19 protein-coding genes are annotated in these 18359 nt (G+C 64.9%); 13 read left to right on the forward strand and 6 right to left on the reverse strand.

Features of this window, described 5'->3' with window-relative positions; translation table 11 throughout:
* Positions 1-45 precede the first annotated feature (45 nt).
* A complete protein-coding gene (locus tag IVB31_RS26555; RefSeq protein WP_247329767.1) occupies positions 46-1470 on the reverse strand; it encodes an FAD-linked oxidase C-terminal domain-containing protein in 1425 nt (474 codons plus the stop codon).
* Positions 1471-1557: 87 nt separating this feature from the next.
* Here IVB31_RS26555 and IVB31_RS26560 point away from each other — a divergent pair, with 87 nt between their 5' ends.
* Entirely contained in the window at positions 1558-2064 is a 507-nt protein-coding gene (locus IVB31_RS26560; RefSeq protein ID WP_247329770.1) for a thioesterase family protein, read from the forward strand.
* A 122-nt stretch (positions 2065-2186) separates the two neighbouring features.
* On the opposite strand, the gene IVB31_RS26565 is transcribed toward IVB31_RS26560, so the two are convergent.
* On the reverse strand, positions 2187-2360 hold the full coding sequence (locus IVB31_RS26565) for a DUF1328 domain-containing protein (RefSeq protein ID WP_007613448.1): 174 nt from the start codon (positions 2358-2360) through the stop codon (positions 2187-2189).
* Between the two features lie 242 nt (positions 2361-2602).
* Here IVB31_RS26565 and IVB31_RS26570 point away from each other — a divergent pair, with 242 nt between their 5' ends.
* The 9 genes from IVB31_RS26570 (at position 2603) to IVB31_RS26610 (ending at position 11041) form a co-directional block, all read left to right on the forward strand.
* Positions 2603-5149, forward strand: coding sequence for a UvrD-helicase domain-containing protein (locus tag IVB31_RS26570; RefSeq protein WP_247329772.1), 2547 nt, complete (start codon positions 2603-2605; stop codon positions 5147-5149).
* Positions 5150-5158: 9 nt separating this feature from the next.
* Positions 5159-5449: a type II toxin-antitoxin system HicB family antitoxin gene (locus tag IVB31_RS26575; RefSeq protein ID WP_247329776.1), complete on the forward strand. Its 291-nt coding sequence runs from the start codon at positions 5159-5161 to the stop codon at positions 5447-5449.
* Positions 5450-5537: 88 nt separating this feature from the next.
* On the forward strand, positions 5538-5954 hold the full coding sequence (locus IVB31_RS26580; RefSeq protein WP_247329779.1) for a hypothetical protein: 417 nt from the start codon (positions 5538-5540) through the stop codon (positions 5952-5954).
* The gene (locus tag IVB31_RS26585) at positions 5954-6649 is read left to right on the forward strand and encodes an OmpA family protein (protein WP_247329782.1); all 696 of its coding nucleotides are present in this window, start codon (positions 5954-5956) and stop codon (positions 6647-6649) included. Before IVB31_RS26580 ends, IVB31_RS26585 begins: the two co-directional genes overlap by 1 nt.
* 154 nt (positions 6650-6803) lie before the next feature.
* Complete coding sequence (locus tag IVB31_RS26590) at positions 6804-7340, forward strand: Mpo1-like protein (RefSeq protein WP_346730896.1); 537 nt, start codon at positions 6804-6806, stop codon at positions 7338-7340.
* 28 nt (positions 7341-7368) lie between these two features.
* Positions 7369-8400 carry an NAD-dependent epimerase/dehydratase family protein gene (locus IVB31_RS26595; protein ID WP_247329786.1) on the forward strand — a complete coding sequence of 344 codons (1032 nt, stop codon included), beginning with the start codon at positions 7369-7371 and terminating at the stop codon, positions 8398-8400.
* 30 nt (positions 8401-8430) lie between these two features.
* Complete coding sequence (locus tag IVB31_RS26600) at positions 8431-9057, forward strand: isoprenylcysteine carboxylmethyltransferase family protein (RefSeq protein WP_247329789.1); 627 nt, start codon at positions 8431-8433, stop codon at positions 9055-9057.
* Positions 9058-9301: 244 nt separating this feature from the next.
* Positions 9302-9511, forward strand: a complete 210-nt coding sequence (locus IVB31_RS26605; RefSeq protein ID WP_247329791.1) for a hypothetical protein — start codon at positions 9302-9304, stop codon at positions 9509-9511.
* Between the two features lie 225 nt (positions 9512-9736).
* Positions 9737-11041, forward strand: a complete 1305-nt coding sequence (locus tag IVB31_RS26610) for a sorbosone dehydrogenase family protein (protein ID WP_247329794.1) — start codon at positions 9737-9739, stop codon at positions 11039-11041.
* Positions 11042-11044: 3 nt separating this feature from the next.
* Here the strand turns inward: IVB31_RS26610 and IVB31_RS26615 are convergent, their stop codons facing one another.
* Both IVB31_RS26615 and IVB31_RS26620 read right to left on the reverse strand, forming a co-directional pair.
* Positions 11045-11869, reverse strand: a complete 825-nt coding sequence (locus IVB31_RS26615) for an aspartate dehydrogenase (RefSeq protein WP_247329796.1) — start codon at positions 11867-11869, stop codon at positions 11045-11047.
* A gap of 38 nt (positions 11870-11907) precedes the next feature.
* Positions 11908-12825 carry a LysR family transcriptional regulator gene (locus IVB31_RS26620; RefSeq protein WP_247329798.1) on the reverse strand — a complete coding sequence of 306 codons (918 nt, stop codon included), beginning with the start codon at positions 12823-12825 and terminating at the stop codon, positions 11908-11910.
* Between the two features lie 154 nt (positions 12826-12979).
* Between IVB31_RS26620 and IVB31_RS26625 the strand changes: the two genes are divergently transcribed.
* Together IVB31_RS26625 and IVB31_RS26630 are read left to right on the forward strand one after the other, a co-directional pair.
* Positions 12980-14278, forward strand: coding sequence for a D-galactonate transporter (locus IVB31_RS26625; RefSeq protein WP_247329800.1), 1299 nt, complete (start codon positions 12980-12982; stop codon positions 14276-14278).
* Between the two features lie 19 nt (positions 14279-14297).
* On the forward strand, positions 14298-15371 hold the full coding sequence (locus tag IVB31_RS26630; protein ID WP_247329804.1) for a tartrate dehydrogenase: 1074 nt from the start codon (positions 14298-14300) through the stop codon (positions 15369-15371).
* Between the two features lie 56 nt (positions 15372-15427).
* On the opposite strand, the gene IVB31_RS26635 is transcribed toward IVB31_RS26630, so the two are convergent.
* A complete protein-coding gene (locus IVB31_RS26635; protein ID WP_247329808.1) occupies positions 15428-16372 on the reverse strand; it encodes a LysM peptidoglycan-binding domain-containing protein in 945 nt (314 codons plus the stop codon).
* A gap of 181 nt (positions 16373-16553) precedes the next feature.
* Complete coding sequence (locus IVB31_RS26640) at positions 16554-16976, reverse strand: MarR family transcriptional regulator (RefSeq protein ID WP_247329812.1); 423 nt, start codon at positions 16974-16976, stop codon at positions 16554-16556.
* 158 nt (positions 16977-17134) lie between these two features.
* Here IVB31_RS26640 and IVB31_RS26645 point away from each other — a divergent pair, with 158 nt between their 5' ends.
* The gene (locus IVB31_RS26645) at positions 17135-18346 is read left to right on the forward strand and encodes an ABC transporter substrate-binding protein (RefSeq protein WP_247329815.1); all 1212 of its coding nucleotides are present in this window, start codon (positions 17135-17137) and stop codon (positions 18344-18346) included.
* Positions 18347-18359 lie beyond the last annotated feature (13 nt).

Genomic DNA, 18359 nt, shown 5'->3' on the forward strand with positions numbered 1-18359 from the left:
GCTCCGAGGTGACGGAGCGAGCATAAACGGCGGTCACGCCGGGCGCTACGCCTCCGGCACGATCTTGCCGGGATTGAAGATGTTCTGCGGATCGAGCGCCTGCTTCAGCGCCCGCATCGCGTCGATCGCCTCTGGGCCAAGCTCGGCCTTGAGATATTTCTGCTTGCCTTGGCCGATGCCGTGCTCGCCGGTGCAGGTGCCGTCCATCGCCTGCGCGCGCTCGACCAGGCGATGCATGAATTCCTCGCCGCGCGCCATCTCGTCGGCATCGTTGGTGTCACAGACCAGCGAGCAGTGGAAATTGCCGTCGCCGACATGTCCGACGATCGGCGACAACAGATTGAGCCGCTTGAGGTCTTCCTCGGTCTCGCCGACGCATTCGGCCAGGCGCGAGATCGGCACGCAGACGTCGGTCGCGACCACGCCGATGCCGTCGCCGGGGCGCAACGCCTTGACCGACCAATAGGCGTCGTGCCGCGCCTGCCACAGTTTTGTGCGATCCTCCGGCTTGGTGGTCCAGGAGAAGTCGCCGCCACCGCAATCCTTTGCGATCTCGCCGAAGGCCTTTGATTGCTCGGCGACCTCGATATCGCTGCCGTGGAATTCCATCAGCAGCAGCGGCGTCTCGGACAGCGTCAGTTTCGAATAGGCGTTGCAGGCCTGCACCTGCGCCGCGTTGAGCAGCTCGATCCGCGCCACGGGAATTCCGGTCTGGATCGCCAGGATCACGGCCTGACACGCCCCGTGCACGGTCTCGAACGACACCGCGCCGGCCGCAATCGTCTCGGGAATGCCGCGCAGGCGAATGGTCAGCTCCGAGATGATGCCGAGCGTGCCTTCGGCACCGACGAACAGATGCGTCAGGTCGTAGCCCGCCGACGACTTCTTGGCGCGCGTGCCTGTGGTGATGATCTCGCCGTCGCCGCGCACGACCTTCAACGCCAGCACGCTGTCGCGCATGGTGCCGTAGCGCACCGCATTGGTGCCGGAGGCGCGGGTCGAGGCCATGCCGCCGAGCGAGGCATCCGCGCCGGGGTCGATCGGGAAGAACAGGCCCTGGTCGCGCAGATGCTCGTTGAGCGCCTTGCGGGTGACGCCGGGCTGGATCACGCAGTCGAGGTCCTCGGCATGCACCGCGAGCACCTTGTTCATGTCGCGCAGATCGATGCAGATGCCGCCGGCGGGCGCGTTGACCTGGCCCTCGAGCGAGGTGCCGGTGCCGAAGGCGATAACGGGCACGCCGTTTTTCGCGCAGATCCGCACCACGTCCTGGATGTCGGCGGTCTCCTGCGCCATCACCACGCCGTCCGGCGGCTGGTTGACGATCCATGTCGTGGTATGGCCGTGCTGTTCGCGGACGGCCTGCGAGGTGATGAGGCGGTTGCCGAACCGTGCGGCAAGCTGCTCAAGCGCGCTTGCGAGGGCTTTCGGCTCCGGCCGCGGCGGATTATTGGTGATGATCGTACCCACGGACATTCCTCCCGACGAGATGAACCGTGGCAAAGGACATCTTACCGGTCAAGTCAAGCGACCGGGCGCATAGCTTGGGAAGGAAACATGCCGGAGACTGCTGCGACAGCGACCAACGCCGTGCCGTTCCGCGCCTCGATCATGCAGATCGAGCCGCAATGGATCGACTATAATGGCCACCTCAACATGGCCTATTACAACGTGATGTTCGACCGCGCGATCGACGAGTTCTGGCTCGAGCTTGGGATCGGTCCGGTCTACAAGAGGGAGCGTCACGGCTCGACCTTCACCGCCGAATGCCATGTGCGCTATTTGCGCGAAATCCACCTCGGCGATCCCGTGCAGATCCTGGTCTGGCTGCTTGAGGCCGACGACAAGCGGCTGCACACGTTCGAGGAGATGCGGCACGCGACCGAGGGCTGGCTGTCGGCAACTTCCGAGAACATGTCGCTTCACATGGACATGAACGCACGAAAGGTGGCGGCTTTTCCACCGGATATCCGCGAGCGCGTCGCGGCCATCGCCAAAGCCCACGGCGCCGTAGCACGGCCCGAGGGCATCGGCCGGAGCGTGGCGATGCCCTCGAAGCGGTAACGCCTTAATTCCTCATCCTGAGGAGCCCGCAAAGCGGGCGTCTCGAAGGATGCAAGGCCACAGCCGGGCCTTCATGGTTCGAGACGCGCGTTCCGCGCTCCTCACCATGAGGATCACAATTGCTAGACCCTGGTACGTCCGCGAGCCAGTCCGACCACGGCCGACACCAGGAACAGGACAACCGCGATGAAGAAGATGATCTTGGCGATCTCGATCGATGCGCCGGCGAGGCCACCAAAGCCCAGGATACCGGCGATCAGGGCGATTACCAGAAACGTCACAACCCAGCTAAGCATGATCCGAACCTCTGTTTAGATGTCTGTCTGCGATCGGCGCGGCCGGCGCGCCTCACTTGCAGAACCAATCTCCAACTCGGAACATTGGTTCCGGGCTGCCGCAGCCGGAAATTCGCCTGACCGGCAGGAACAAATTGGCTTTCCGCGCACGTGGAAAACCTCCTCCCGCCGCCCCATATAGCCACCAATCCCTGTTAAGAAGGCTCCCCCTCCCCCACCCCGCGGTGCCATCGTGGGGCCAAATGATTCGCATGACCGAGCCGAGCAAAATCACTGGCGTCCCCGACCATCAGCCCGCAGCCGGCGGCATCGCCGCGCGTGCGCGCGCCTCGGTGGGCCCGCAATATCTGTCCGGGCTCAATCCGGAGCAGCGCGAGGCGGTGGAGACGCTGGACGGCCCGGTTCTGGTGCTGGCCGGCGCCGGCACCGGCAAGACGCGCGTGCTGACCACGCGCATCGCCCACATCCTCAGCCAGGGGCGCGCCCGTCCGGCCGAGATCCTGTCGGTGACCTTCACCAACAAGGCCGCGCGCGAGATGAAGCACCGGCTCGGCCAGATGCTCGGCCATGCCGTCGAAGGCATGCCGTGGCTCGGCACCTTCCATTCCATCGGCGGCCGCATCCTGCGCACCCATGCCGAGCTGGCGCAGCTCAAGTCGAACTTCACGGTGCTCGACGTCGACGACCAGGTCCGGCTGCTCAAGCAGCTTCTGCAGGCCGACAACATCGACGACAAGCGCTGGCCGGCGCGCATGCTGGCCGGCCTAATCGACGGCTGGAAGAACCGCGGCCTGACGCCGTCGCAGGTGCCGTCGGGCGAAGCCGCCGTCTTCGCCAACGGCAAGGGCGGCAAGCTCTATGCGAGCTACCAGGAACGGCTGAAGATTTTGAACGCCGCCGATTTCGGCGATCTGCTGCTCGAAGACATCCGCATCTTCCGCGAGCATCCGGATATCCTCCGGCAATACCAGCAGCGCTTCAAATTCATCCTGGTCGACGAGTACCAAGACACCAACGTCGCGCAGTATCTGTGGCTGCGGCTGTTGTCGCAGGCGCCGTCGCAGCCGGGGCTGCCAGTCCCGGCGGTCACTCCGGAAGCGATCGACGATCCCGGCAGGGACGCCGCGGCCGCCGCGCAAGCCTTGGCACCAGCCGCTTCGAAGCTGAAAAACATCTGCTGCGTCGGCGACGACGACCAGTCGATCTATGGCTGGCGCGGCGCCGAGGTCGACAACATTCTGCGCTTCGACCATGATTTTCCCGGCGCCAAGGTCATCCGCCTCGAGCGCAATTACCGCTCCACCGGCCACATCCTCGCCGCCGCCTCGCATCTGATCGCGCACAATGAAGGCCGGCTCGGCAAGACGCTGCGCACCGAGGACCAGGACGGCGAGAAGGTCACGGTGACGGGCTCGTGGGATTCGGAAGAGGAAGCCCGCGGCATCGGCGAGGAGATCGAGCAGATCCAGCGCCAGGGCGACAAGCTCAACGAGATCGCGATCCTCGTGCGCGCCTCCTACCAGATGCGTGAGTTCGAAGATCGCTTCGTCACGCTCGGCCTGCCCTACCGCGTCATCGGCGGCCCGCGCTTCTACGAGCGTGCCGAAATCCGCGACGCGCTGGCCTATCTGCGCGTCATCAATTCGCCGGCGGACGACCTCGCCTTCGAGCGCATCGTCAACACGCCCAAGCGCGGCCTTGGAGACGCCACCGTGCAGATGTTGCACGACCACGCCCGCAAGCGCCGCATCCCCTTGTTCGAGGCGGCGCGCGCGGTGGTCGAGACCGACGAGCTGAAGCCGAAGGCGCGCGGAAGCTTGCGCGACGTCGTCGCCCAGTTCGACCGCTGGCGCGCCCAACGCGAGGTCACCGCACATACAGACCTTGCGCAGATCGTGCTCGACGAGAGCGGCTATACCGAGATGTGGCAGAAGGACCGTTCGGCGGACGCCGCGGGCCGGCTGGAGAATCTCAAGGAACTGGTGCGCTCGATGGAGGAATTCGAGAACCTGCAAGGGTTCCTCGAGCACATCTCGCTGGTGATGGATCGCGACAGCGGCGCCGATGAGGACGCGGTATCGCTGATGACGCTGCATTCGGCCAAGGGGCTCGAATTCGACAACGTATTCCTGCCGGGCTGGGAGGAAGGCCTGTTCCCGAGCCAGCGCACGCTGGACGAACAGGGCCGCGCCGGCCTGGAAGAAGAGCGCCGGCTCGGCCATGTCGGCCTCACCCGCGCCCGCCGCCGCGCCAAAATCTATTTTGCAACCAACCGCCGGATCCATGGCACCTGGTCGACCACGATCCCGTCGCGCTTCCTCGACGAATTGCCGGCGGCCAATGTCGAGATCACGGAATCCAAGGGCGGTTCGGCCTGGGGCGGCACCGGCGGCTATGGCGCCTCGCGCTTCGACGACATGGAGGCATTCGGCTCCACCTATTCGACCCCGGGCTGGCAGCGCGCCCAGGCCAACCGCAATCGGGGCGGCGGTGGCGGCGGCCGCAGCGGGGCCGGTGGTTTCGAGGAACAGGCCTCGTCGTTTTCGTCCGTGTCGTCCTCGCCCGATTTCGGCAGCTTCTCCTCGCGCCGCAGGGGGCCGATGACGATCGAGGGCGAACTGGTCGCCAAATCCACCGGCACGACCTCGGAATTCGCACTCTCCGACCGCGTCTTCCACCAGAAATTCGGCTACGGGCGCGTCACCAGGATCGATGGCAACAAACTCACCATCGCCTTCGATAAGGCCGGCGAGAAGAAGGTCGTGGACAGTTTTGTCCAGCGGGCGTGAGGGCTCGATATGGCTCAGTACGTTGCCATCATCGAGGACGCAGACCCCGACGAAGCCGTTGCCTTGTGGTTTCCCGACCTGCCCGGCTGCATTTCCGGCGGCGACGATTTCGACGAGGCCATGGAGAATGCGCCCGAGGCGCTCGCGTTCTATGCGCAAGAGCTGATCGCGGACGGCCGGCAGCTTCCCCCGCCGCGGACATTAGATGCGCTCAAGGCCGACCCCCGTGTGGCCGCCGATCTGGCGAAACACATGGTTGCCCTGATCGAATGGCCACCCCTCACTGAGGCCACGGAGTGAGGACTGTTCGCTGCACTGGCCGAACTCTCGACAGTTCTCGTCCGAACAGCCCTTGACCACCGCGAACTTCCCCGTATCAGATGCAGCCATGGTCCGGGGCTCCATCACACTGATCTTGCTGGCATTGGGTATGCCGTCGCTTAGCGCGGCGGAGACCATGAGCTTTGGCGATGCGATCGGGCTGCTGGCGAAAAGTTGCGGTGCGGAAATCGTCGCCAATTGCCGTGGCGTCAATCCGGATTCGACCCGGCTGAAGGAGTGCCTGTCCCGCAACCGCGACGTGCTGTCCCAGCAGTGCCAGAGCGACTATCTCGGTGCCTTCGATGCCATCCAGAAGCGCGTCGCCGCGCGGGTCACGGTGGCGAATGTCTGCCAACGCGAAATCGTCAAGGTCTGCGGCGGCTCGACCAAGGAGACCAGCAAGTCGATCCCCTGCCTGGTCTCGACGCCCAAGGGCATCAGCAACAACTGCCTGAAGGCCGTCGACGACGCGGGGTATCGGTGATGCGCGCGACCAGGCTTTTTACCGCCGGAATATACGCCGCGCTTGTTAGTGCTCTTGTTAGTGCTCTCGGCCTCGCTTTTCTCGCGGGCGCAGCAGAAGCGCAGACGGCGCCGCCGACCCGCGACGACATTGTCGGCAAGCTCAACCATTTCGAACAGCCCGCCGAGATCGATATCCCCGCGCTGAAGCTGCAGGTCATGGAGCGGGCCAAGGCTCGGATCAAGAACGATCCGGGTCCGGTGAACCGGCCGCTGATCGCACCTGATCTGGCCAATTTGCCGACCTTCACCGCGCAGATCCAGTTCGACGCGGATACACCGATCATCCAGCCGGCGTCCTACCAAACCGTCGGCCGCCTCGCCGACGCGATGGTTCATGCCTCGCTGCTGCCCTACACGTTCCTGATCGTCGGCCATGTCGAATCCAACGTGAAGACGCGCGAGGCCAACGCGATCCTGAGCCAGCGCCGCGCCGACGCGATCCGTGACGTGCTGGTGAACACGTTCAAGATCTCGACCAAGCGGCTGCATCCGATCGGCCTCGGCGAGGAGCAGTTTCTCGACCGGGCCAAGCCGACCTCGGCCGTCAACGGCCAGTTGCAAATCCTGACCTATGCCAAGGTGCCGGACGACGCGCCTGCGCATCCGGCTGCGGCTCCGGCGCCTGCGGCAAAAAAGCCCGCCAAGAAGCACTGAGCGGACGTCCCGCGGTGTCCGGCGGAACCCTTTGAAGTCCTGACCGTTTTGTGACCTGCCTCACAGCGCGCTTGAACGGCTTTGCGCGACAATTGCGCCGGTTTGTGCACCGCCCTGACCGGTGCTATAGGCTTTTTTCGTCCTTCCCGACCCCATGCTACACGAGACCGAGATGGCCAGTTATTTTCAACGCCAACTGGCCGACTACGTCGAATATCATCGCGATCCCTGGAACTGCGCGATGCACGTGGTCGGTATCCTCCTGCTCTTCACCGGCGCCGTGCTGCCGTTGACGCTGGTGCATCTCCCCGTGTTCGGGATCGAGGTGAGCCTGGCGGTGGTTCTGGCCCTGCCGGTGCTGGTCTACTGGCTGATGCTCGACGCCGGGATCGGGCTAGGGATCCTCGTCTCGATGATCGTGCTGCTTTCGGTCGCAACCGCAATCGGCAATCAGGTCTCGATCGTCATGATGTGGTCGATTTTTGCCGTGCTGATCGGGCTCGGCGTCGGATCGCAGATCGTCGGCCACAAGGTTTTCGAGGAGCGGCAGCCGTCGATGGTTGACCACCCCGCCCATTTCCTGCTCGGACCGATGTTTGTCATGGCAAAATTATTCATTGCATTGGGCTTCCGTCGCGACCTTGCCGCGATTCTGGCGCCTGTTCCGACCAATTCCCTTTCAACCCGATAGCTCTAGACGCGAAACAGCAACCTTCTGCATGGCTCTCGTACTGGTTACCGGTGGCAGCGGCTTCATCGGACATCACCTCGTAGAAGTGCTCCGCGCCCATGGGCAGCGGGTGCGTGTTCTTGATGTCCGTGCGCCGGCCGCGGCAAATGCCGACGTTGAATATGCCCATGGCTCGGTGCTGGACGGCGCCGCGGTCGATGCTGCGGTTGCGGGTGTCGATCAGGTCTATCACCTCGCCGGCCTGCCCGGCATGTGGGTCGCCGACAAACAGGCCTTTCATGAGGTCAATTGCCGCGGCACCGAAATCGTGCTTGCGGCGGCGATGAAGCGTGGGGTCTCGCGCTTCCTGCACTGCTCGACGGAATCGATCCTGTTTCCCTATTCCGACCTCAACGGTGTTCCCGCCGAAGAGGCGCTCCAGCCGGCCGATGCGATGCCGGGCGCCTACACCCACTCGAAATCGCTGGCCGAGCATTGCGCCGCGAAGGCTGCGGCCGCGGGCTTCCCGCTGGTGATTGGCACCCCGACCATGCCGATCGGCTCCGCCGACCACAATCTGACGCCGCCGACCGCGATGCTGTGGTACTTCCTCCAGAAGAAGGTGCAGCCGCACCTCAACTTCCTGGTCAATCTCGTTGACGTCCGCGACGTCGCCATGGGCCTCGTGTTGGCCATGGAACGCGGCCGTATCGGCCAGCGCTACATCCTCGGCGGCGATTGCGTCAGGCTCGGCCAGATTCTGCGGATGATGTCCGCGATGAGCAGCCGCCGGCAGTTCCCGGTCGTGGTGCCCGGCAAGATCGCGGAGCTGTCCGCTATCATGCTCGAATATTTATCCGATCACGTCACGCACCGGCCGCCCAACGGCACGGCGGAGGGCGTGCGCATCGCGCTCGCCGCGAGCGACCTCTCGATCGACAAGGCGCGCACCGAGCTCGGCTACGCGCCGCGCCCGATCGAACCGGTGCTGCGCGAAACCATCACCCATCTTCTCGCCCGCGGCGGCGCGCTCGCCTCCAGCGCCATCGAGCATCACGCGCTCTCCTCGCGCGCCAGCTGAGCTGCCGCCCAACCCAAAGAACCTTTCCGCATGTCCTTCGATTTCAGCAAGCTTCTCTCTGTCGCCTGGGGTGGTTGGACCACGACCTGGCCGACGCAACTGCTCGCCCTGATCTGGCTCGCCTGGCTCGCAAGCTGGGTCGGCGCCTCGTTCTGGCAGGGCCGCACCCAGAAGCAGGTGATGACGCTGGAGTCCGGGCGCTATCGCATCCCGATCCTGGTCGGCGGCATCCTGTTCACGCCGTGGACGGCCGAAGTGCTCGGCGAGAAGCCGCTCTGGGTGTTCAGCAATACCGCTGTCTATGTCACGGCCCTGATCGTGCTTGCCGGCATCTCCTTCACCTGGTGGGGACGGCTGCATCTCGGACAATTCTGGTCCAACACCATCACCCACAAGGAAGACCACCGCGTCGTCGACACCGGCCCGTACGGCATCGTCCGCCATCCGATCTACACCGGCCTGATCCTCGGCATGCTGGTGACCGGCATCGCGGTCGGCACGGTCACGGCGATGCTCGGCGCGATCCTGATTTCGCTCGGCATGTGGCAGAAGGGCCGGATGGAAGAGGTGTTCCTGTCCAAGGAGCTCGGTGAAGACGCCTACGGCGCCTATTGCCGCCGCGTCCCGATGATCATCCCGTTTTTGTCGCCGCGCTGAGAGGCGGGGCGCGCGCCCCACATTCGGTGTCGTCCCGGCCTAGTGCGCAATTGCGCACGGGGGCCGGGACCCATAACCACAGGCGGTGGTTTGGCGAAGACTCGTCGCTCGGTACTTCTATCATCTGCAAACGATGGATTCCGCGGTATGGGTCCCGCCCTTCGCCGGGACGACAGTGAGAGGAACCGCCCTTACCCTCGCCCGTTACCCCTCGACACCTGCACCAGCCGCAGAGCATCGAGCCATGTCGGACGCCTACGATTATTTTCGCTCGCACGCGATCGCCGCCGTTCGTAAGGCGCGGGCGCTGCCGCCCGGGGTTTCCAGGCAGAAGCAGCGCACGGTGGCGCGGGTCTATCATCTCCTGTCCAGGGAGGCCGCGCTGAAGCCGAACGTCCATCATCTCGAAGATTTTCGCGCAGCGCGGCGGGTGGAGCGGCAGATCGGCCGCTGATCTTCTTTCTATGCAAATTTGGTCAGCTGCCATTCCGCGGGAATAGACGTCCGTCGAGTTCCGTACCGGTTGACCTTTGTGCCGCGACCCAGTTGGATGCGCGCGCAACGAGGCACGACGACATCCATCGTGGATCTGGAGCGATCGGCGATCAGGCCTGAGCCCGCGCGGGGCTTTGGGCGATCCGGCGTTGGACTGTGCCTTAACGTTCAACAGGGGCTTCTCATGACCTTTTCCAGCATCTTTGCGCAGTTCGTCGCCTTCGTCGGCGGCATCGCGCTGCAATGGCGGAAGCTGTCGGGTACCGCGCCCGCGCCGGCCTGGGGCCAGACGCCGGCCATTCCCGAAGCGAAGCCGCAAGGCGCACTGCCGACGCTGAAGATGCCGACCGCGCGGGGCTGGAGCGAAGGGCAGAAGCCGACCGCAGCACCCGGGCTCAAGGTCAACGCGTTCGCGACCGGGCTCGACCATCCGCGCTGGATCGACGTACTGCCAAATGGCGACGTGCTCATTGCCGAATCGACGCAGATCGCGGGCGCGCCGAGAAGCGTCTTTCATTATGCGATGCAAGCGACGATGCGGCGCGCCGCCGCCCTCGGCGTCAGCGCCAACCGCATCACGCTGCTGCGCGACAAGGACGGTGACGGCGTGGCCGAAGTGCGCGGCGCCTTCATGGAAAATCTCAGCCAGCCGTTCGGCATGGCGCTGGTCGGCGACACGTTCTATGTCGGCAACACCGACGGCGTGATGGCCTTCCCGTACGTGGCGAACGCCGATCGCATCACCGCGCCGGGCAAGCGCCTCACCACTTTCAAGCCGAGCGGCCACTGGACCCGCAGTCTTCTGGCAAGTCCCGACGGCAAAAAACTCTATGCCGGCGTCGGCTCGCTCAGCAACATCGCCGAGATGGGGATGGAGGTCGAGGAAGGCCGCGCCGCGGTCTACGAGCTCGATCTCGTCGCCGGCACGCACCGCATCTTTGGCGCCGGTCTGCGCAACCCGGTAGGCCTTGCCTGGGAGCCAAATACAAACGTGCTCTGGACCGTGGTCAACGAACGCGACGGCCTCGGCGACGAGACCCCGCCCGACTACCTCACCTCGGTGCGCGACGGCGGCTTCTATGGCTGGCCCTATTGCTACTGGGGCAAGACGGTGGACGATCGCGTGCCGCAGTATCCGGCGATGGTCGCCAAGGCGCTCACGCCGGACTATGCGCTCGGCGGCCACACCGCCTCGCTCGGCCTGTGCTGGATGCCGGCGGGCACACTGCCCGGCTTCCCCGACGGCATGGCGATCGGCCAGCATGGCTCCTGGAATCGGAGCACGCTCTCCGGCTACAAGCTGGTATTCATTCCGTTCGAGAACGGCCGCCCGTCCGGGCCAGCTCGCGACATCCTCTCGGGCTTCCTGTCACCGGATGAGAAGGAATCCTACGGCCGTCCGGTCGGCGTGGCGATCGGCCCCGACAAGAAATCGCTGCTGATGGCCGATGACGTCGGCAACGTGATCTGGCGCGTAACTGGCGCTTGATCTTCAAGTCCCGACGCAGAGCGTGGCGCGCTGCTTCCTCAGCAGCGCGATCACCGACAGCGCCGTGATCAGGCCAGTCTTGGGATTCTCGGACGGGATGTTCTCGATTCTCATTGAGAAGCGGGCCGAATCCGCCTCGACCTCGATGCGGTGAACGTTGCGCGTCACGGTCGGGTCGGCCCAGATCTGAACCTGCGTGCGATCGGGCCCGACGCCCGCGAGCGACAGCGCGACCGCCACGTTGAGATTGGCGGGAAAGCCCTTTGCGGCTTCCCGCGCCGTGCCTTCGAACAGCTTCAGCGGCTCGTGCAGATTGTCGATATCGATGTTGTTCTCGACGATGAAGGGCGCGCCCTTCAAGCCATCGATCGGTTTTCGCGTCACCATCTTCACCGAATGGATGGTGCCGATTGCAGCGGCGTTGACGGCGTCGAGCCCGATCAGCGCGCCCGTCGGCACGAGGATGCGGCCGCCATTGGCGCGGGCGAGATCGACGAGATCAAAATTGTCGAGCAGCCCGCCGACGCTGACCACGACCGCGGCCTTGCCGCGTTTCACCGCGGGCTCGATGATGGCGCGCAACTGGCTGCTCGGCGCGCATTCCACCACGATGTCGGCGGCGTCGCCGAGCTGGTCGATCGGCAGCACCTGAGGCGGACGGCGCAGACGACTGAGGAACGCCTGATGCTTTGCGGGATCGCGCACCGCGACGGCAGAGAGCGTCAGGCCTTCGATGCCCTGATCGAGCGCGGCGGCGATCTTGGTGCCGATCGAGCCCAGCCCCGCAATGGCAACCCTCAACTCGCTTGCAGCTTTCTGTCCGGTCATCACACTCCACCTTCTCGCCAAGCCGATTTCATAGCGCCTCAGGCGCCCCGCGCATAGCTGCGCAAGCGCGCCTCGAGCACGGACAGCATGGCGTCGCGTGACGGATCGCGCGAGCCGCGCAGCCAGGCCGCGGCAAGCGGCAGCCGGCCGACGGGGCCGATCTGCTTCGGCCGCAGCGACACGAAGCGTACGCCTGATACGGCCATCCGCGTGGTCCAGCGCGGCACGATCGCGACCCCGAGCTTGGTTGCCACCAGATGGATGATGGTCTGCTTCTCGTCGGCGACCTGCACGATGCGCGGCGTCAGGCCCGCCTGCTCGAACAGTTTTATCGTGAGATCGTGGCTGTGCGGCCGCGAGCGGCGGTCCGGCACCAGCATCGCCTCGTCCGCAATCTGGGACAGGGTAATCGACTTGCGGCCCGCCAGCGCATGCCGCTGCGGAAACGCCACGATCGCGGTCTCCTGGAGCAGATCACGGAATTCGAGCCGCTTGTCCGGCTGATGGGGCGGGCGCACGAAGGCGAGATCGAGCGCGCCGGTCAAAATCTTTGGCAGCAGCCGGACGGTCTTGTCCTCGAGAAGCTGAACCGCGATGTCAGGATACTTGTCGCGGAAATCCCGCAGCAGCGGCGGCAAGAGTCCCGCCGCCGCGCTGTCGATGGCGCCGATCCGCAGCCGCCGCGCGGCTCCCGCGCGCGAGCGATTGCGCAGATTGCTCTCGACGGCCTCGACCCGGGCGAGGATGGCGCGGGCATCGCGCAACAGCGCGGTGCCGTCTTCCGTCAGCGACACCGCCCGCGTCGTCCGCGCGAACAGCCGCGTGCCCAGGTCCTCTTCCAGCAGCCTGATCTGCCGGCCGAGCGCAGAGGGCAGCATCTGGAGGTGCTGCGCCGCGCGGCCGAAATGCAACTGCTCGGCCGCCGCCACGAAGCATCGGAGCTGATGCAATTCCATTCGCCCTCCTCTCGTCTTCCACCGACCGGATTATATCATTTTTTTGTATAAACCAGCGCCGATTGAACCTCCCTTCTCCACCCGACTACGCTCGTTGCCGGCATGGACCTCAAGGTCCGCCGACATAACGAGAAAACCGGGACAGGAGGCCAGGGTGGCGAGCGAGATTCAGACCCGCGTGCTACGCAAGATCACATGGCGCATCGTTCCCTTCATCATGCTGCTGTACTTCGTGGCCTTCATCGACCGCGTCAATATCGGCTTCGCCTCGCTGACGATGAACAAGGATATCGGCCTGTCGCCGACGGTCTACGGCTTCGGCGCCGGCATCTTCTTCTGGGGCTATTTCCTGTTCGAGGTGCCCTCCAACATCATCCTGCACAAGGTCGGCGCGCGGATCTGGATCGCGCGGGTGATGATCACCTGGGGCATCGTCTCGGCTGCGATGGCCTTCGTGCAGGGCCCGACCAGCTTCTATGTGCTGCGCTTCCTGCTCGGCGTCGCCGAAGCCGGCTTCTTTCCCGGCATCATCCTCTATCTCTCCTACTGGTTCCCGGCTCGCCAGCGGGCGGCGGTCACCGCACTGTTCATGGCCGCGGCGCCGCTCTCGACCGTGCTGGGATCGCCGGTCTCGGGCGCGCTCCTGGAGATGGACGGACTGCTCGGCTTCAAGGGCTGGCAATGGCTGTTCGTGCTCGAAGCGGTGCCGGCCGTGCTGCTCGGCTTCGTCGTGCTCGCATTCCTCACCGACCGCCCGGAGAAAGCGAAATGGCTCGCGGATGACGAACGGCGTTGGCTCGTCGAGACCATGAACGGAGAGACCACCAGCAAGGCCGCGACCTCCAAGCACAGTATCTGGCGCGGGCTTGCCGATCCGCGGGTGCTGGCGCTGGCGCTGATCTATTTCGGCACTTCGGCCGGCCTCTACACGCTCGGCGTCTGGGCGCCGCAGATCATCAAGCAGTTCGGCCTGTCCTCGCTGCAGGTCGGATTCCTTAACGCACTGCCGGCAACCGCCGCCGTCGTCGCCATGGTGCTGTGGGCGCGGCATTCGGATCGCACCGGCGAGCGCACCTGGCACGTCGTGTGGGCCTGCCTGATCGCTGCCGTAGGCCTCGCCTTTGCCGGGCTTGCGAGCGGCGTGGTCGCCGTGCTGGTCGCGCTGGCGCTCGTGAACATCGGCATCTCCTCCGCAAAACCGCCGCTCTGGAGCATGCCGACGCTGTTCCTCTCGGGCCCCGCCGCCGCGGCGGGCATCGCCACCATCAACTCGATCGGCAATCTCGGCGGCTTTGTCGGTCCCGCCATGATCGGCTGGATCAAGGACCAGACCGGCAGCTTTGTCGGCGGTCTCTATTTCGTCGCCGGCCTGCTGGTTCTCTCGGCGGTTCTGACCCTGCTATTGTCGCGTGCGCAAACCGCGCCCGTCGAAACCGTCCCGCAATCCCACTGATCTCAAACGGAGCACGTCCATGCGCACTTATTCGATTGCAGCGATCCCGGCCGACGGCATCGGCCCCGAGGTCATCTCGGCCGGCGTTCGCGTGCTGGAGGCTCTGGCAAAACGCAGCGCCGACCTCGCCTTCAACGTCAAGACCTTCGACTGGGGCTCGGACTATTACAAGAAGCACGGCGTGATGATGCCGGCCGACGGCCTCGCGGAGCTGAAGAAGTTCGACGCGATCTATTTCGGCGCGGTCGGCGCACCCGACGTGCCCGATCACATCACGCTGTGGGGCCTGCGGCTGCCGATCTGCCAGGGATTTGACCAATACGCCAATGTTCGGCCGACCAAGATTTTGCCCGGCGTCGCCTCGCCGCTGCGCAATGTCGGCGTCGGCGATCTCGACTGGGTGATCGTGCGCGAGAACTCGGAAGGCGAATATGCCGGCATGGGCGGCCGTGCGCACAGGGGTCTCCCCGAGGAGGTCGGCACCGAGGTCGCGGTCTTCACCCGCGTCGGCGTCACCCGAATCATGCGCTATGCGTTCCAGCTCGCGCAGTCGCGTCCGCGCAAATTCCTGACCGTCGTGACCAAGTCGAACGCGCAGCGCCACGGCATGGTGATGTGGGACGAGATCGCGGCCGAGGTCGCGGCCGAATTCCCCGACGTGACCTGGGACAAGATGCTGGTCGACGCCATGACGGTGCGCATGACGCTGCATCCGAAGAGCCTCGACACCATCGTGGCGACAAATCTGCACGCCGATATCCTTTCCGACCTCGCCGGCGCGCTCGCCGGCAGCCTCGGCGTGGCGCCGACCGCCAACATCGATCCGCAGCGCCGCTTCCCCTCGATGTTCGAGCCGATCCACGGCTCGGCCTTCGACATCACCGGCAAGGGCATCGCCAATCCGGTCGCGACGTTCTGGACCGGCGCCCAGATGCTGGAGCATCTCGGCGAGAAGGAGGCCGCGGTGCGGCTGATGGCGGCCGTCGAGCGCGTCTGCGCGGCCGGCGTGCTGACGCCCGATGTCGGCGGCAAGGCGACGACACGGGAAGTGACCGACGCCGTGATCGACGCCATCCACGGGTCGAACGAGTAGTCTTCTCCCTCTCCCCGTTCTTACGGGCCGCAAGCGGGGCGAGGTAAGCGAATTCCCTACTTCCGCCCCGGCGCAGGCGTCGCCATCGCCGCCGTCGGGTCGGGCGGCGCCAGATGACGCGGGACGATGATGGACTGGCCGGGGGTGAGCTGTGCGTCTTCCGCCAGCGAGTTGCTCTGCGCGAGCGACCACAGCGGCACGCGATTGGCGGCAGCGATGCTCGCCATCGTGTCGCCGCGGCGTACCGGCAGTCGTACACCGCTATCCCATAATTCGACCAACGTATCGCTGGGGACGAGGAGGCGCAGCGGCACGGTGTCGCCCTGGGCCTGCGGCTGAATGCGCGGCAACTGCGTCACCATCTCGACGATCTGGCGATGGATGTCGTCGGATTTCTCGATGTTGATGTGAGAAACCCGCGAGTTCTCCTTCAAATCGTAGCTCGCATAGTGGCCACGATAGCCCGGCACCGCCACCACGTTGCCGCCGCCGAGCACGCTGTCGGAGAGGAAGATATTGATGAAGCGTTCGACATTGAGCGGCACGTCGTCGGTCGCATGCGCGGGGTCGATGGTGATGACGAGGCTGATCGGGATGTTTTCCTTGGCTGCCATCTCGGAGATGATGACCGAGCATAATCCGCCCATCGAGTGCCCGATCAGCACGATCGGCGCCGGCGTCTCCTTGTAGCTGGAGATGGCGCGGTCACCGATCCATCGGCAGATGGTGAATTCGTTGACGTCGGCCGAAAAGCCGGCCTGCTTCAGCTTCTCTTCGAGCCGGTCCATGCCGCGCGAGAAGAACGGCCCCATGGCGCCGCGGAACAGGTAGATTTTCGGCGGCGGCAGCGGCTCCGCAGGCGGAGACGGCGGAGCCGCGGGCGCGGCCGCGGCGGGCTTTGTCTTGGCAGGCGATTTGGCAGGTGACGCCACGGCCATGCCGGTGCTGAAGGCGAGCAGCGCAACCGCTGCCAGCACCACAATTCGCCTTGGATCCATCATCAGTCCAGCAGTCCCACCACGGGAGGCAAAGGCCTCCCCCGAGGGGCTTAGTGACCATCGATTTGGCGTATTTTGGGGCACGGAGGGCCCCAACCTTTCCGAGCTCGACGATCCCGCCGCGGCAACTGCGGGACCTGACAGGACTTTGCGACGATTGGCCTCGGGCCGCCCCAGCGAACAGCTAGAGCGGCAGAATCCGGTTCAGCAGTGCGAGCAAGGTGCGCTGCTCGGCCTCGCTCAGCGGAGCGAGCATCTTCTTATTGTACGGCTCCGTCAGCCTTGCCGCCTCCTGGATGAGCTTTGCACCCTTTGGCGTGAGCATGAGCTCGACGGCGCGGCGATCCGCCTTCGAGCGATTGCGCTTGATGAAGCCCGACGATTCGAGCTCGTTCAGGATCTTGATCAAATTGGGCAGGCGCAGCCGGAGCAGGCTTGCAAGGCTGCTCGGGGGAACGCCGGGATTGTCGCGAATGACGACGAAGATCGCGTAGGTCGCGGGCGTCACGCCCAATGCGGCGAACTCTTCATAGAAGCCCTCGAAGAATTTCAGCTGCGCGAGCCGCAGCATGAAGCCCGGCGTGCGCTGCAGCGCTTGCAAATTCAACGATTTCTCCGGCGGCTGGCCGGACTTCCCTGCGGGTTTCACGGGCGCATGATCCTCGACTGCGGCGGCCGAATGTCCGCCGAATTGACTCTCCCGAAAATAGATATAAAATATAACTATTATTTAGCGGCACCAAGACCGCCCATCGGAGGGAGACAATGAACAGCAAATTCCTGCATAAATTGTGCATTTCGGTCTTGATGCTGGCTGCGGCGGCGCCTGCGTTGGCCCAGGACGCGGTGAAGATCGGCATCCTGAACGACCAGTCGGGTCCGTTCGCGAGTTATCAAGGCATCGGTTCGGTCGTCGCCGCCAAGATGGCGGTCGAGGATTTTGGCGGAAAGGCTGGCGGCAGGCCCGTCGAAATCGTCGCGGCCGACCACCAGAACAAGACCGACATCGGGATCGGCATCGCACGGCGCTGGTACGAGAACGACGGCGCCGATGCGATCTTCGACATCCCGAACTCGTCGATTGCTCTCGCGGTCGCCGGCATGAGCGCCGAGAAGAACAAGGTGTTCGTCGGATCGGGCGCAGGAACAGCGCTGCTGACCGGCGAAAAATGCACGCCGAACACCGTGCACTGGACCTACGACACCTATGCCTACGGGCGCGGCCTCGGCAAGGCGATCGTCCAGCAGGGCGGCAAGAAGTGGTTCTTCATCACCGCCGACTACGCCTTCGGCCATGATCTGGAGAAACAGGCGGCGGAGGCCGTCAAGGCCTCCGGCGGCGAAGTGCTCGGCAGTGTGCGGCATCCGCTGGGAACGGCCGACTACGCCTCTTTCCTGCTCCAGGCGCAGGCTTCGGGCGCGAACGTCGTCGGCTTCGCCAATGCCGGTGACGATACCATCACGTCGATGAAGCAGGCCGCCGAGTTCGGTCTGACCAAGGACCACAAGCTGGTCGGATTGATCCTGGGCATGAACGGCCTTCCCGCGCTCGGGCTGAAGTTCGCGCAGGGCGCGCAGATCATGAACCCCTTCTACTGGGATCTGAACGACGGCACGCGCGCTTTCGCCAAACGCTTCGCCGAGCGCATTCCCTCGAAGGCGTATCCCAACGACATGCAGGCCGGCGTCTATGCCTCGGTCATCCACTACCTCAAGGCGGTGGACAAGGTCGGCGGCGCCAAGGACGGCAAGGCGGTCGTCGCCGCGATGAAGGAGATGCCGACCGACGATCCGTTGTTCGGCAAAGGATATATCCGCAAGGACGGGCGCAAGATCCATCCCCTCTACCTCTTGCAGGTCAAGGCGCCCGAGGAGTCGACATCGACCTGGGACCTGCTGAAGGTCGTCACAACGATCAAGGGCGAGGACGCGTTCCGCGCCGAGAGCGAAGGCCAGTGCCCCCTGACCAAGCAATAGCCGACGGGAGCTG

The organism is Bradyrhizobium sp. 21, assembly GCF_023073335.1.
Lineage (GTDB): Bacteria > Pseudomonadota > Alphaproteobacteria > Rhizobiales > Xanthobacteraceae > Bradyrhizobium.